This is a genomic window from Pedobacter sp. R20-19 (assembly GCF_000708265.2).
Taxonomy (GTDB): Bacteria; Bacteroidota; Bacteroidia; order Sphingobacteriales; family Sphingobacteriaceae; genus Pedobacter.
Map to the genome: position 1 here is coordinate 479596 of NZ_JCKI01000001.1, position 14897 is coordinate 494492.

12 protein-coding genes are annotated in these 14897 nt (G+C 36.8%); 8 read left to right on the plus strand and 4 right to left on the minus strand.

The features are described from left to right. Nucleotides 1-39 precede the first annotated feature (39 nt). Nucleotides 40-1230 (minus strand): class I SAM-dependent RNA methyltransferase, encoded by a 1191-nt coding sequence (locus AN34_RS02145; protein WP_036676449.1) that lies wholly within the window; start codon nucleotides 1228-1230, stop codon nucleotides 40-42. Nucleotides 1231-1301: 71 nt separating this feature from the next. Here AN34_RS02145 and AN34_RS02150 point away from each other — a divergent pair, with 71 nt between their 5' ends. The 3 genes from AN34_RS02150 (at nucleotide 1302) to AN34_RS02160 (ending at nucleotide 4590) form a co-directional block, all read left to right on the plus strand. After that, nucleotides 1302-1670, plus strand: coding sequence for a DUF3127 domain-containing protein (locus AN34_RS02150; protein WP_029281815.1), 369 nt, complete (start codon nucleotides 1302-1304; stop codon nucleotides 1668-1670). Nucleotides 1671-1891: 221 nt separating this feature from the next. Next, the gene (locus tag AN34_RS02155) at nucleotides 1892-3724 is read left to right on the plus strand and encodes a sensor histidine kinase KdpD (RefSeq protein ID WP_029281817.1); all 1833 of its coding nucleotides are present in this window, start codon (nucleotides 1892-1894) and stop codon (nucleotides 3722-3724) included. Nucleotides 3725-3894: 170 nt separating this feature from the next. Beyond that, on the plus strand, nucleotides 3895-4590 hold the full coding sequence (locus AN34_RS02160; RefSeq protein WP_029281818.1) for a response regulator transcription factor: 696 nt from the start codon (nucleotides 3895-3897) through the stop codon (nucleotides 4588-4590). Between the two features lie 187 nt (nucleotides 4591-4777). Here AN34_RS02160 and AN34_RS02165 read toward each other — a convergent pair whose 3' ends face one another. Both AN34_RS02165 and mqnB read right to left on the minus strand, forming a co-directional pair. Then, the gene (locus AN34_RS02165) at nucleotides 4778-5626 is read right to left on the minus strand and encodes a menaquinone biosynthesis family protein (protein ID WP_029281821.1); all 849 of its coding nucleotides are present in this window, start codon (nucleotides 5624-5626) and stop codon (nucleotides 4778-4780) included. Nucleotides 5627-5667: 41 nt separating this feature from the next. After that, nucleotides 5668-6291, minus strand: coding sequence for a futalosine hydrolase (gene mqnB / locus AN34_RS02170; protein ID WP_029281823.1), 624 nt, complete (start codon nucleotides 6289-6291; stop codon nucleotides 5668-5670). A 101-nt stretch (nucleotides 6292-6392) separates the two neighbouring features. On the opposite strand from mqnB, the gene AN34_RS02175 reads away from it, so the two are divergent. From AN34_RS02175 to AN34_RS02190, 4 genes are all read left to right on the plus strand, one after another. Continuing rightward, on the plus strand, nucleotides 6393-6803 hold the full coding sequence (locus tag AN34_RS02175) for a 6-carboxytetrahydropterin synthase (protein WP_029281824.1): 411 nt from the start codon (nucleotides 6393-6395) through the stop codon (nucleotides 6801-6803). A gap of 12 nt (nucleotides 6804-6815) precedes the next feature. After that, nucleotides 6816-7451: a GTP cyclohydrolase I FolE gene (gene folE / locus AN34_RS02180; protein ID WP_029281826.1), complete on the plus strand. Its 636-nt coding sequence runs from the start codon at nucleotides 6816-6818 to the stop codon at nucleotides 7449-7451. Nucleotides 7452-7526: 75 nt separating this feature from the next. Beyond that, nucleotides 7527-8405: an ACP S-malonyltransferase gene (fabD, locus tag AN34_RS02185; protein ID WP_029281828.1), complete on the plus strand. Its 879-nt coding sequence runs from the start codon at nucleotides 7527-7529 to the stop codon at nucleotides 8403-8405. 88 nt (nucleotides 8406-8493) lie between these two features. Next, on the plus strand, nucleotides 8494-12222 hold the full coding sequence (locus AN34_RS02190) for an ATP-binding protein (protein ID WP_029281830.1): 3729 nt from the start codon (nucleotides 8494-8496) through the stop codon (nucleotides 12220-12222). A gap of 7 nt (nucleotides 12223-12229) precedes the next feature. Here the strand turns inward: AN34_RS02190 and AN34_RS02195 are convergent, their stop codons facing one another. Then, entirely contained in the window at nucleotides 12230-13132 is a 903-nt protein-coding gene (locus tag AN34_RS02195) for a hypothetical protein (protein WP_029281832.1), read from the minus strand. A gap of 198 nt (nucleotides 13133-13330) precedes the next feature. On the opposite strand from AN34_RS02195, the gene AN34_RS02200 reads away from it, so the two are divergent. Beyond that, complete coding sequence (locus AN34_RS02200) at nucleotides 13331-14875, plus strand: glycoside hydrolase family 10 protein (RefSeq protein WP_029281834.1); 1545 nt, start codon at nucleotides 13331-13333, stop codon at nucleotides 14873-14875. The last annotated feature ends 22 nt before the right edge of the window (nucleotides 14876-14897 follow it).

A 14897-nucleotide genomic window follows, 5' to 3' on the forward strand; every position in this document is an offset into this window, starting at 1 on the left:
ATTTTACGTATGGTACGTAGAGAGCGTACACATTTAAATTTACGAAGTAACTTCTTGTTCGGTTTGCGGAGCCCGGCGTGAGCCATCATATAATTCGTATTCAAGCAAACGGCAATCCAGCTTGCCATTATAAAATTCCAATTTCTTGGAAGCCTTTAAACCTATTTTTTTAGCAAGATCGGGATTGCCGGTAAAAATATATCCTGAATAACCTTTGCAATGGGTTTTCATATAATCGCCCATGCGTTTGTAAGTAAGTTCTAATTTACTGTGAACACCTAAACGCTCGCCATATTCCGGGTTAAAAACAACAGTTCCTTTTCCGTCTTCAGGCACGGGAGTAAGTTCGAAATCACATACCTCAAACTCAATTAAAGTATCAACCCCAGCGGTTTTTGCGTTTCTGCGGGTAACCTCTACGGCATCTTCAGAAAGATCGGAAGCAATAATTTTCAGATCTGTATTTTTAATTACCTGGTCTTTTAAAATTCTTCGTTCTGCAAAAAAGGCTTCTTCTTCATAACCTAAGATATGCATAAAACCATAATTCATTCGGTATAAACCAGGCGCACGATTGGTCGCAATCAATGCGGCTTCAATAGCCAGCGTTCCAGAACCACACATTGGGTTAATAAAAGGTGATTTCCGGTCCCACTTGGTTGCATAAATCACACCTGAAGCCAAGGCTTCTAGCATAGGTGCTTTTCCTGGAATTTTTCGGTAACCATGTTTTGCCAGTGTTTCACCAGAGGTATCCATAAATACATCTGCATCTGCGTCTTTCCAGTATAAATGGACTACAGCCTTATTTGCATCCGAACCAGAGTTAGGGCGGATACCTTTTTTCTCTTTCATTCGATCTACAATCGCATCTTTTACCTTTAGGTTGGCAAATAGTGGTGTAGTAATGTTAGGATTATCTACATTAGAAGTCACTGAAAAATATCCGGAAAAATCAATTAATTCTTCCCATTCAATAGCTGCTATTTCATTGTATAGATCATCAGGAGTGATGGCCTTAAAACTTTTAATTGAGTATAAAATCTGACTGGCGCAACGCAGGTTTAAATTTAGCTTAATACACTCTGTAAGGGTGATATTGAGCTCAACGCCGGTTTGAAAAACCCTTTCTATGGTATAGCCTAAGGCTGTAACTTCATCTTGTAAATAAGGAGAAAGACGTTTATTGCAGGTGATAATTACCCTGCTTTTATTGTGGAAAACTTGCATCATAATATATGCGAAGTTATCAATAAAATTATAGAGATTTGGCTTTTATACGTACATTATTAGTATTAGTTATGGAAATTAAAGGAAAAGTACACGAAGTAGGTGCAACGCAGCAAGTGAGTGAAACGTTTAAAAAACGTGATTTAATAGTAGAATACGCAGAAAATCCAACATACCCAGAATATATTCGTTTTGAGGCTTTACAAGATAAAACTGCATTATTAGATACATTTAAAGCGGGTGATGAGGTTGAGGTTTTCTTTAATTTACGTGGTCGCCCATGGACAGACAAAACAGGTAAAACATCTTATTTCAATAGTCTGGTAATCTGGAGAATCAATGCTGTTGCAGCAGGTGCTCCATCAGCAGCGGCCCCAGCTTATGCAGCTCCGGTTGATGTGAGCAATGCGCCAGGAGAAGATGATGATTTGCCTTTCTAAATAAAGAATCTTTTTTAAGCAAACAATTTTGAACCATGCCGGGGCTTTTGCTCCGGCATTTTTTTTGAGAATTATTTTCTTAAATCTTCATTTTCAACGCCGTAGCCCTTGTTAAAATATGTTAAAAACAATCTTCTCATTTCACTAATCACTATTTTTGGTATCTGATTAATTAAAAATCCCTTTCTGTTACCTCTTTTAATTAATGCAATACCAGGTTAATGAAAAAAAGAAGCTTTTGGTTTATAACTGTTTTAATGACTGTGGCGCTACTAGGCGTTTTCGTGATGCAGTTATATTACATCAGGGAAGCTTACTATTTGAAATCTCAGCTTTTTGATGAACAGGTAAATCAGACTTTAGCCAATGTGGTTAAAAAAGTAGAACGCTTAAATGTAGCCGATCACCTCAATAAAAAAGATGCTGAAAATAAATTGAGGCGTTTACAGGATTCCAGACAAAGAGCGCTTGATATTAAAGATTTAAGGCAGCAATATGCGCAGGAATCTGAACTGAGGCAGGCTGAGCGGGAGATCCAGATTGAAAATTACCTGAACCAGCAGGATAGCATAATCAGGGCTTCGTATCGTGGGCCAAAGCTGATTTCTGAAAAAGAATTTAAATCACTTTCGGCACCAAAGGCTTCTATTACGGGTACCCGTTTGGATGTAGAAGTTGATGCGTTGGTCGACTTAAATAGCTTAAATCTGAAGGGTTACAGCATGAGAACGAAACTGATTTCTCCTGATTCAAAAACTTTTAATTTCAGAACGCCTCAAAACCTACCAGATACCATCAGGTATTTAGTGGCCGATCCAATGACGGGAAATCCTTTACTGGTTGGATTACCTAAAATTTCTGATGATCTGGAGAAAAAATTTAAACGGCAGGATGAAATTGCCAAAAAAAGGCTTGAACTCAAAATCGCATCTCTTGGAAAAGATACCTTCTCTTATACCCGTTTAAGTATGGTAGAAGATGTTTCTAAAGAGTTACAGGAAGTAAATGTTCCTTTATATCAACGGATTAATTTTGATGTACTCGGTGCCCTTCTGAAAGAAGAATTACTCACCCATAACATTAATCAGAAACCTTCTTTTAAAATTTCACTGGCGAAAAAAGATTCGGTTTTATACATGGAAGCCTCTAATATTAAAAAAGAATTTCTACCGGAGAATACGTACAAAATTCCACTTTTTGGTAATGATTTATTTCGTGATCCCGGAACTTTAATTGTAAGTTTCCCAAATAAAAATTCTGCCATTGTATCCAATCTAAGTGCAACCCTTGCTTCATCTGTTGGTTTACTGCTGGTGTTGGTCTTCATCTTTTCTTATACCCTTTATGCTATTCTAAAGCAGAAGAAAATATCAGAAATGAAAACCGATTTTATCAATAACATGACCCATGAGTTTAAAACACCGGTGGCCACCATTATGATTGCCAGTGAAGCACTTAAAGATCCGGAAGTTACCGAAGATAAAAGCAGGCTAAGCAGGCTTGCCAATATTATTTATGATGAAAATGTTCGTTTAGGAAGTCATATAGAACGGGTTTTAAGTATCGCCAGACTGGAAAAAGGAGAGCTTAAAATGGAAAACACTGAGGTGGATATGAATGACCTGATCATTATTGTTTTAGACAGCATGGAACTGCAGTTACAGAAACGTAATGCCATCATTAACCTTCATACCGATGCTACAAATGCAGTTATTTATGGCGATGAGCTTCACCTCTCCAACGTACTTTATAACCTGATTGATAATGCAAATAAGTATAGTGCAGAAGTGCCTGAAATTACAATTTCTACCAGAAATACCAATAAACACCTGATTATCGAAATCTCTGATCGGGGAATTGGGATGACAAAGGAACAATCAAAAAGAATTTTTGACCAGTTTTACCGTGTTCCTACCGGAAATTTGCATGATGTAAAAGGTTTCGGCCTGGGCCTAAATTATGTTCAGGATATTATAAAAAAGTTAAACGGCACTATAAAAGTAAATAGCGAAAAAGATAAAGGAACAACTTTTGAAATATCTTTACATTTATAAATCAAGTAAATATCGGCAAATAAGTATGATTGGTCGATACATTGGTTTTTTACAAGGAGATTTTACCTAACATCGTGGTATTAATCATCTGCAATAATTAAACCACCATGCATATTCAGAATCAAACATTTGGTGTAGCCAATGCTACATATGTGAATAAAATTAAGAAAATGAAAAAAATACTTCTGGTTGAGGACGATCCAAATTTAGGTTTATTGCTACAAGATTATTTGCAGTTAAAAGGTAAGTTTGATGTGGTGCTATGCAATGATGGAGAAGAAGGTTTAAAGGCCTTTAATAAACAAAATTTTGATCTTTGTATTTTTGATGTGATGATGCCTAAAAAGGATGGATTCACACTGGGTAAGGATGTTAGGAAAGTAAATGCACAGGTTCCTATTATATTTGCCACTGCGAAAACCATGCTTGAAGATAAATCTGCTGCGTATGATTTAGGAGGTGATGATTACATTACCAAGCCCTTTCGTATTGAAGAACTTTTGCTTAGAATTAATGCGATGTTTAAACGTGTGGCAAGCAAAGGTGATCAAGCTGAAGAAGCCCCGGAAACGCAATTTGCGATAGGCGAATATAATTTTGATTATACCACTCAGATTATCACCCATCATGATCAGCAACAAAAGCTTTCAACAAAAGAAGCAGAATTGTTGCGCTTGTTATGCTTAAAGAAAAATACAGTTTTAACCAGAGAAGAAGCCCTTTTAAGTATCTGGCATGATGATAATTATTTCAACGGACGAAGCATGGATGTATTTTTAAGTAAACTACGAAAATACTTAAGAGGAGATTCGAATGTAGAGATTATTAACGTTCACGGTAAGGGATACAAGTTGTTGGTAAGTTAAGTATAGTGTTCAAATGTTGTAAAGTTGATATGTTTTGGGCGACGAAATCAACCTCCTAGCATTTAGCCTTCCGGATTTCAATCTCTTTAAACATAGCATTTATTGGCGTTCAAACGTGAAGATGTTGTAAAGTTGAAGTGTTTTAGGTAACGAAATCAATTTTCCAACATTTAAACTTTCAATCCTTTTAAATGTACAGATGCTCTTGAATAGCAGGAATAATATTCCTTTCCTGAGCAAGATTAAATAATGTGTCTACCGCTTTTCGGCCTTCTTCGCCCAGGTTAATGCTGTACTTATTTACGTAAAGTTCAATGTGTTTATACATTACAGCTTCATCCATAGCCTGTGCATGTTCACGAATAAAATCAATTCCAGATTTTGGATGGGCAAATGCGTATTCTACAGATTCACGGATGAGTCGGTTTACTTTTAGTTGCACCTCACGATCTAAGTTCCTGTTGATCACAATTCCGCCTAAAGGAATGGCACAACCCGTTAATTTCTCCCAATAATCGCCAAGGTCTACAATTTTGGTTAAGCCCTTATCTTTATAGGTAAATCTGTTTTCGTGGATAATTAAGCCTAAATCTATCTGATCTTCCAGCAAAGCTGTTTCAATTTCAGAGAAAACCAATTCCTGTTTGTTTTGAAGCTCAGGATAGGCAATGCCTAATAAAAAGTTGGCTGTAGTGTATTTCCCTGGAATTCCGACACGAAGACTGCCAGGATCACTTTTTATTCTTTCTGCTAATGTTTCCTGGTCAAGTTTATGACTAATCAACAATGGGCCAACGCCAAACCCTAAAGCGCTACCTGCATCAAGAAGTGCATATTGACTGGCAGCGTAAGCAAAGGCATGAAAACTAAGTTTGGTAATGTCCAGCTGGCCTTTCATCGCTTTCTGATTTAAGGTTTCAACATCATCATAAGTCACCTCGAATGTTAATCCGTCGGTATCTATTTTATGGTGAATGAGTGCATCAAATATAAAAGTGTCGTTAGGGCATGGTGAAAAACCGAGTGTAAGTTTCATAATATCAAAATTAAGGCTTGCGATAAACTAAAACGTCATAATCAATTCATTTCTGCAATAAAGGCTATTGCCCACTCATTCAGGTTTTTAATTGCCAGACCGATTTTCCAGTTATCTTTATTCCTTGGCTCAACATAATTGGAAATACTACGGATTTGAATACAATCAATATTTGCCTGTTTACAGGCATAAAAAACTGCTGCACCTTCCATGCTTTCGGTAGTGGGGCTGAATCTTTTCTTTAGATTTTTAATGCTTTGTTCACTTCCGGTTACGCAATTTACGGTTATGCCTGTCACGGATGGCAAATCAATATTTATTTTGCTTCTCGATATAAAATGATTTTCTCCGAAACCTAGATCCTTTATGGTTAGAAATTCATCTCCGTTTTCTGCCCCTAGTTCAGCAAAATTATCTTCAGTAATATTTAATAAAGTGCCCAATTCAATCTCACGATCAAAACAGCCAGCAATTCCGAAATTAATAACCAGGTCATAAGGTTTGGTTAAATATTGACCAAGAGCAAAGGCTGTTGCCACCATGCCCACGCCAGTAATCAGTAAATCGAAATGCTTACTCTCTACAAAATCATATTCCTGAAGGTGATAATGCTGGTAAAAAAAAGCAAGTTCAGCTCTTGTGGCGGCAACAATTAAAGTTTTCATAAGGTAAAATTAGCGGATTGTTTCATTAAACTCTTGTTTCTTTATGCTTTGATGTTTAGGCTTAAGGCATTATCATTATATTTGCGGTTTATTCAATAGTAATGATTTATATAACGAGAAAAGCATCATTTAATGCGGCCCACAAGTTGGCAAGAACCGATTGGGATGATGACAAAAATAATGAAGTTTATGGCAAGTGCGCAAATCCAAACTGGCACGGCCATAATTATTGGTTATATGTTACAGTGAAAGGTGAAGTTAATCCTGAAACCGGTTTTCTGGTAGATTTAAAGTGGCTAAAAGATGTAATGAATAATTATGTTGTAGATAAAGTTGACCATAAAAACCTAAATCTGGATGTAGACTTTATGAAAGGCAAGCTGGCTTCAACAGAAAATTTAGCTATCGAAATCTGGAATCAGCTACTGGTACCGATTACGGAAGGAGGCGCCTTGCTTCACAGTGTTAAAATCTACGAAACTGAAAATAACTATGTTGAATATTTTGGTTAAAACCCTATATTAATGAGTACTAAAGAGGCATTAAATGGCGAATCGAGAGATGGCTATGTTAAAATAGATCGCTACAACGATGAAAAAATTGAGGCAGTAGCCGCCCATTACAAGGATATTTTAAGTCAGTTAGGTGAAGATCCTGAACGCGAAGGTTTGGTGAAAACCCCTGAACGTGTAGCAAAGGCGCTCCAATATTTAACCCATGGTTATGATATTAAGCCAGACGAGATTTTAAAATCTGCGATGTTTAAGGAAGATTACAGCCAGATGGTTGTAGTGAAAGATATTGAAGTTTACTCCATGTGTGAGCACCATATGTTGCCGTTTTTTGGTAAAGCACACATTGCCTATATTCCTAACGGACATATTGTTGGCCTCAGCAAAATACCTCGGGTAGTAGATGCCTTTTCCCGCCGTTTACAAGTACAGGAACGTTTAACCAACGAAATCAGAGATTGTATTCAAAATACCTTAAGTCCTATGGGCGTTGCGGTAGTAATGGAGTGCAAGCATTTATGCATGTCTATGCGAGGTGTTCAAAAACAGAACTCCGTTACCACAACTTCAGCTTTTACAGGTACATTTTTAAGTAATGATAAAACAAGAGCTGAATTTTTAAGGTTAATTACAGCAAGTTTGGATTAACCAGTGAGAATATCAAGTAGAAAGTACTAAGTTTCAAGGTTGAGCGCTAACCGCAATACGCCAAACAAAATTATAATGAGAGCATATATTTTTCCTGGACAAGGAGCACAATTTGTAGGTATGGGTAAAGATCTTTATGAAAACCCCAAAGCTGCAGAATTATTTGAAATCGCAAATCAAATTATTGGTTTCCGCATTAGTGATATTATGTTCAGCGGAACAGATGAGGAGCTTAAACAAACCAATGTAACACAGCCTGCAATCTTTTTGCATTCTGTTATTTTAGCAAAGGTTTTAGAAGATTTTAAGCCTGATATGGTTGCAGGACACTCATTGGGAGAGTTTTCTGCACTTGTTGCCGCAAATGCTTTATCATTTGAAGACGGATTTAAGTTGGTTATTGCACGTGCAAACGCGATGCAAAAGGCATGTGAGGCACAACCCTCTACTATGGCTGCAATTTTAGGCTTAGCTGATGATGTAGTTGAAAAAATCTGTGCAGAAATTGATGCAGTGGTTGTTCCGGCAAATTACAACTGCCCAGGCCAGTTGGTTATTTCCGGCAGTATTGAAGGAATAGACCTGGCTTGTGCTAAATTAACCGAGGCTGGTGCCAAAAGGGCACTAAAATTAAACGTGGGTGGGGCATTTCACTCGCCTTTAATGGAGCCTGCTAAAATTGAGCTACAAGCTGCAATTGAAGCCACAAATATTTCTGCTCCGGTTTGCCCGGTTTATCAGAATGTTGATGCAAAGCCATATACAGATCCTGCACAAATAAAGGAAAACCTGATTAAGCAATTAACCGGAGCCGTACGGTGGACACAAACCGTTGAAAATATGTTGGCAAATCAAGCCAATGAATTTGTTGAAGTAGGACCAGGTAATGTTTTACAGGGCTTAGTAAAAAAAGTAAGCAGAGAAGTACAAACCAGTAGCGCAACTATTGCCTGATCTTTTTATGCAGTAAAATAATTACACAGCGCCATAAACACACCGTTTGTGGCGCTGTTTTTGTCTATATTTATCATTATCAAAATTAATGACATTGAGCTTTGGTGTAAAACTTAGATTTCTGCTGTTTGTATTGGCCTGTTGTCTGATCACAACCTCTATCACTTTAAGCAAATTTACCACCAAATCTGAGCTGCTGGAAAGATATGCGAGAGAGGTTCAAACCAATCTCCTGATCAAGGAAAAGATTGTAGCAGATTTTCTATCTAATAAGAAAGAAGTACAAAAAGCAAAACAATTGCATCAGAACCCTAAAGATGCAATTGATTTTTTAACCAATTACAGGCAAAATAAAGGGATTAATCTCTTAACTTTTCACCATAATCAACTAAAATTCTGGAGTACTTACAAAGTAACGGATATTGATCTGTCTACAATAAGGGAAGGAAAATCGGTGCTTTTTTTTTACAACGGATGGTATGAAGTCATTAAGCGTACAGATGGCGATTTTAGTTTTGTATTCCTGATTGGCATCCAATCCCAATATCCGTTTAAAGAAACCCAATATTTTAAAAATGATTTAGATCCATTTCTAACCAATTCTAAAATATTAACGCTAGCCTCTTTCACTGATAAGGATGTTTATGCTATAAAAAGTCTGGATGACAAATTTTTGTTTGGCTTAAAAATAAAACCAGGATACACCAACGATTATTATTCGATTACACAGCTTTGGCTCTTTATTGGGGGCATGCTTTGTATCTGCATGTTTTTCAATTCGTTAAGTGCACTCATCGCTAAGAAAGGTTACCTCGTTTCAGGTACGTTTCTTTTACTGGGTTTTTTTGCATTGTTTCGGTTCTCCGATTTATATTATGGCTGGTTCAACCATCATTTTTCCCTATCACTTTTTGATCCAAGAATTTACGGAGATAGTTTTTTTATGCCATCTCTGGGCGATTTCTTACTGAATGTGTTTTCCTTAACCTGGTTTTTACTGTTTGTTTATAATCATAAAGAAGAGTATCAGTTTCCCGCATGGATTAAAAGGAGCAAGGTTCTCGGCATCTTCATTCATGCGGTTTTATTGGTCTTCATCGGTATTGTAGCCTATTTTAGTGACGAGGTATTCTTCGGACTGATTTATAATTCCAGAATTAACTTTGAAATTATTAACATCTTAAAACTGAGTGGTTCCAGTTGGGTGAGTATCGTGATACTTTGTTTGGTCTGGTTTCAAATCTATCTGATTACTGTTATCGCTGCCACAATCAGCCTTCCGCTTAAGGTTACCAATAAAGAAAGACTGATTATCTTTTTAACAGGTTTCGCCGCATTATTTTTATATAAGGTATTAACAGATTTTACCGCATTTTTTATTGTCTTTGCGCTTATATTGTTTATCATCGCAAGGGGCATTTATGTAGAGGGAATAAGATTTTCTGTAGGGTTATTTGCTATAGTTTTCTTTTGTCTGGCATTTAACACCTCTATCAAATACATCAAATACAAAGATATTAAAGAACGTAGCTTACGCGAACCGCTTGCACGTAAAATACAGTCTTCCGAAGATCCTAACGCTATTATTTCATTAGGTGTACTTGAATCACAATTGCTCAATGATGAGTTTTTAGTTCGCTATTTTAAGCAAGGCGCAGAAACCAATTATCCGGTTTTAAAGAACCATATTAAAAGCTATATGGACGGGTATTTATCAAGATATGATTATCAGATTTATCCCTATAATAAAGATGGCTTAAGCATTAATAATATTAGAAGCCAGGCATTCTCCAAATATAAAGAACTGGTAGAATCTGGATCTGTAAAGATAAATGGGGGCAACTATTTTTATCAGGTGAACAACACGTTTGGGTACCAGGATTATTTTGGAATTATATCTGTTATTGATCAAGGTTCATTATTAGGTACGCTGGTGATCGAGCTTAGATCAAAACCTTATAATTATAATAATAGATTGCCTGATCTGCTTGGTGATCAAAAGTTAATCAGGGATGAAGATTTCAGAGGATATTCCATTGCGTTCTACAACAATAATCGCCTGTTAAATCAATCTGGAAATTATACCTATCCTTTAGATGGAAGAAATTTCAAAGGGAAAAAGGATGATTTTGTAACCAGTAGTGATAAAACACTTCAATACAGCCACCTGATTTATAAGCCATCAGATAATAAAATGGTGATCATCAGTAAAGAAAAAGTTGGTTATGTAGAACGTTTAGCCGCTTTATCATTTTTCTTTCTGGTTTTTATCATCTTCTCTATACTCCTTTATGGATTGGTGTGGTTAATTAAAAACCTGGATGATGAACGGGTAGGCTGGTTTAGCATTAATCGCTCACTCATGATTAACGCAAACAAAATATTATACAAAACACGTATTCAGGTTTCTATTGTGCTTTCTGTTGTGGCTACTTTACTTATTGTAGGCTGGGTAACTTATTATTATATGGATAATGAATACCGCGGACAGCAGAATGCCGCCATTAAAGATAAGATTAGAAAAGTACAACAGAATTTTGAGAAACAGGTGTTCAGCGGCGGCATCAAGGATGATGAGAATGCAGTTGCAGATTTTAACAACTTTGCAGATATCAATAATGCAGATCTGAATCTTTATGATACCCAAGGCAATTTGATTATGACAACCTATCCAAAGTTGTATAGTTACAAAGTAATTGGTAGAAAGATGGGACCACTGGCCTATACTTATCTTACACAATTAAAGCGATCTGAATATATTAATCCGGAGGAGAAGGTGGGTAACCTGACTTATGCAGCAGCGTATGCACCCATTCGGAATGCACAGAATGAAACCATTGCCTATATTGGTTTGCCTAATTACTCTAATGAAGAAGAATACTCTGATAAGATTGCGCTTTTTGTAAGTAACCTGATTAATATCTATGCTTTGGTATTTGTTGCAGTAGGTGTCTTGGCCGTATTCCTGGCCAATCAAATTACAAGCCCGTTAACATTTATTCAGCAAAGCATTAGCAGAACCAGAATTGGACAACGCAATGAGCCTATTGTGTGGCGCAGACACGATGAAATCGGATCCTTAATTAAGGAATACAATAGTATGATTGCGGCCTTAGAGGCAAGTGCAGTTAAACTTGCCCGTTCTGAAAGGGAAAGTGCCTGGCGGGAGATGGCGAAACAGGTAGCGCATGAAATTAAAAACCCATTAACACCATTAAAATTAGGTGTACAGCTGCTGGAGAAATCGTGGAGAGAAAATGATCCCAATTTTGAAGTTAAGTTTAAAAAGTTCAGTAAATCATTTATAGAACAGATAGATAGCCTTTCAAAAATCGCATCCGAATTTTCGAATTTTGCTAAAATGCCTGACACTAAATTAGAGCGGATAGAAATTCTACCTGTTTTAGAGCAAGCTAGAGAAGTTTACAAAAATACCGGTGATGTAGAAATAAACTTGCTGGATAAATCAAGTCAGCAGATTCATATACTGGCAGATCATGATCAGCTGCTCAGAACTTTCAATAACCTGTTTAAGAACGCGATTGAGGCAATTGAAGGGCATGATCAGTGTTGTGTAAGCGTTATTTTATATAATGATAAATCGCACGCCTTTGTAGAAATTAAAGATAATGGAAAGGGGATACCGCTGGTATTACACGATAAAATTTTTGTGCCAAACTTTACCACTAAAACCTCAGGAACGGGGCTCGGCTTAGCTTTTGTTAAACAGGCAGTAGAAAATGCAGGTGGAGATGTCAGTTTTACTTCAGTTCCGAATGTAGGTACCACCTTCTATCTTACATTCCCTTTGGTATAAATTAAGATTATTTTAATTCAATCTGGGCTTTACCCAACGTGTTTCCATTGGTGTATAAAATAACGGTGTAAATGCCTTTCATAAACGATTTAGGGTTTTTCCAATCGATTACATAAGAACTGTTATCGTTATTGTAATCAATATAGATAGAGTGGCTGAATTGCATTTCCTGGCCATCAGCTTCAAAACGATCGTCATCATCGGCAAGTAAATTTCCGGCCGGATCAAAAACTCTTAAGTAAATATTGTGGTGGCCTTTTTCGGCAAGATCGTTTGGAATGATGTTAAAGCGAACACTTAATTTTTCTGCAGCGGAAGATTTAGTGACCTGAATTTTTTTACCGCTTGATTTTGTTCTGAAAGCAATGATTTCGGCATTCTGGAGCTTTAATGACGCTGCGGTTTTAACCTTGGCATTGAGGTTTGCATTTTCATCCTCCAGGCTGGAGGCCTTACTGCTCATGTTTTTTAGGGTGTTTTCTAAGCTGTCGCGGCTGTTTTTAAGAAAAATATTATCTTTCTGAAGCTGGATAATCTGATCATTATAATTCTTTACAAAAACCTTGAGATCACTAATCTGTTTATTGGCTTTATCTAACTCCAATTGCGTGAGCTCTCCCTTTTCCAGGGCAACTTTCAGTTCTTCAATTTTTGCTCTGGCCAGTTTCTGCTCCTCAACAAGTTTATCATTTAAATTAAGATTCAATGCATTTACTTTATCCAGTTCTACCTCAATTTTTTCTACTTCCAAACGAAGTTTATCTTTTTCTGTGCTTACGGTTACAAACTTTTTGCTTTGTTGTTTGTCTTTAAAAAATAAGTAAGCGTTTGTTCCAACAAGTGCGGCTATAACTATGATCAGAAAGTAAATTTTATTCCTATCTCCCTTATTAATCTTTTGTGGTTCCATTTAAATAATGCTGTATCTTCTCAAATTAATATACTTTTGTTTTCCCATAGGTATTTGGGGTACAATTAATTTAGCAAGGCGCAAAATAGAATTAATAATAAAATTTATAAGAGTTTTTAAAAAAAATCGTTTAATTGCTAACATCCATTTGTATTATACTCACAAATAAACATCCCGAATAAAAAACAAGACAGAATAATGCTTAAAAACTTTCTATACGCACTTTTAATTGTAATTATACTTCCATATATATCAAATGCTCAACCATCAACAAAAATTGCACCAAAAAGAGAATTTAGGGGCGTTTGGGTAGCTACAGTAACGAATATCGACTGGCCATCAAGACCAGGTTTAAGTGTTGATCAGCAAAAACAAGAGCTCATTGGCATTCTTGAACGTCATAAAGCACAAGGTATGAATGCTATCCTTTTGCAAGTGAGGCCGGCAGGTGATGCTTTCTATGCCAAATCTCGCGAGCCCTGGAGCCAGTGGTTAATGGGGCGACAAGGCTTAGCGCCTGCTCCGGGATATGATCCTTTAGCTTTTGCCATTAAAGAATCTCATAGCAGGGGAATGGAATTGCATGCCTGGTTTAATCCTTATCGGGCCAGTATGAGTAGCAGTACTGTTTTTAGTGAAAATCATGCCATAAAAAAACACCCTGACTGGTTTTTTACTTATGGTGGTAAAAAGCATTTTGATCCGGGTATACCTGATGTAAGAACCTATATCGTTCAGGTTATTTTAGATGTAGTTAAAGAATATGATGTGGACGGTATTCACTTTGATGATTATTTTTATCCTTATAAACTCGAAGGACAAACAATTAATGATTCGGAAACATTTAATAAATACAAGGAAGACTTTACTGATATCAGAGACTGGAGAAGGAATAATGTTAACCTCTTAATTAAAGAAGTTGATGACAGTATTCACCATTATAAAAAATGGGTAAAATTTGGTGTTAGCCCTTTTGGAATCTGGCGAAATAAAAACGAAGATCCGGAAGGATCGGCCACGGCAGGCTTATCAAATTATGCAGAGCTGTTTGCCGATAGCCGCAAATGGGTGAAAGAAGGATGGGTAGATTATATTAACCCGCAGATTTACTTTTCTTTTACCAGACGGGTGGCGCCTTTTGGTACATTGGTAGATTGGTGGAGTAACAACAGCTATGGCAGACATGTGTACATCGGACAAGCTGCTTATCTGATCAATTCACGTGCTGAGCTGGCCTGGCGTAATCCTGGCGAAATTCCAAATCAAATTAGATACTTAAGAGAAAACAACCGCATTCAGGGCAGTGTATATTTCAGTTCTAAATCATTGAATACGGTAGGAAGGTCTTTAGCAGACTCACTCAAAAATGATTTTTATAAATACCCGGCTTTGCCTCCACAAATGCCTTGGCTGGATGAAGTACCACCCAATCAGCCACAACAATTATCAGCTGATGCACTAAAAGACGGTGTTCATTTAAAGTGGGAGAAACCATTAAAGGCTAAAGATGGTGAAACAGCATCCGGATATGTGATTTATCGTTTCTCTGAGGGGGAAAAAATTTCCATACTTGATCCAAAAAATATCATTAGAATTAGTTTTGAAGATTATGTTTCTTTTATAGATACCAGTATAGAAAATGGCAAACGATACAGTTATTTGGTTACAGCATTAGACCGGCTTAAAAACGAAAGTGAGCCAACCGGTCCAATTGGTGTAGAAGTTCCACTAGCCAAAGAATAAGATTCAACAAAATCCTGCTTTC

What these genes read in the sequence shown, in the direction of transcription:
- AN34_RS02145 (WP_036676449.1), bottom strand. Translation starts at nt 1,230, where the DNA reads ATGCAAGTTTTCCACAATAAAAGCAGGGTAATTATCACCTGCAATAAA.
- AN34_RS02150 (WP_029281815.1), top strand. Translation starts at nt 1,302, where the DNA reads ATGGAAATTAAAGGAAAAGTACACGAAGTAGGTGCAACGCAGCAAGTG.
- AN34_RS02155 (WP_029281817.1), top strand. Translation starts at nt 1,892, where the DNA reads ATGAAAAAAAGAAGCTTTTGGTTTATAACTGTTTTAATGACTGTGGCG.
- AN34_RS02160 (WP_029281818.1), top strand. Translation starts at nt 3,895, where the DNA reads ATGAAAAAAATACTTCTGGTTGAGGACGATCCAAATTTAGGTTTATTG.
- AN34_RS02165 (WP_029281821.1), bottom strand. Translation starts at nt 5,626, where the DNA reads ATGAAACTTACACTCGGTTTTTCACCATGCCCTAACGACACTTTTATA.
- mqnB (WP_029281823.1), bottom strand. Translation starts at nt 6,291, where the DNA reads ATGAAAACTTTAATTGTTGCCGCCACAAGAGCTGAACTTGCTTTTTTT.
- AN34_RS02175 (WP_029281824.1), top strand. Translation starts at nt 6,393, where the DNA reads ATGATTTATATAACGAGAAAAGCATCATTTAATGCGGCCCACAAGTTG.
- folE (WP_029281826.1), top strand. Translation starts at nt 6,816, where the DNA reads ATGAGTACTAAAGAGGCATTAAATGGCGAATCGAGAGATGGCTATGTT.
- fabD (WP_029281828.1), top strand. Translation starts at nt 7,527, where the DNA reads ATGAGAGCATATATTTTTCCTGGACAAGGAGCACAATTTGTAGGTATG.
- AN34_RS02190 (WP_029281830.1), top strand. Translation starts at nt 8,494, where the DNA reads ATGACATTGAGCTTTGGTGTAAAACTTAGATTTCTGCTGTTTGTATTG.
- AN34_RS02195 (WP_029281832.1), bottom strand. Translation starts at nt 13,132, where the DNA reads ATGGAACCACAAAAGATTAATAAGGGAGATAGGAATAAAATTTACTTT.
- AN34_RS02200 (WP_029281834.1), top strand. Translation starts at nt 13,331, where the DNA reads ATGCTTAAAAACTTTCTATACGCACTTTTAATTGTAATTATACTTCCA.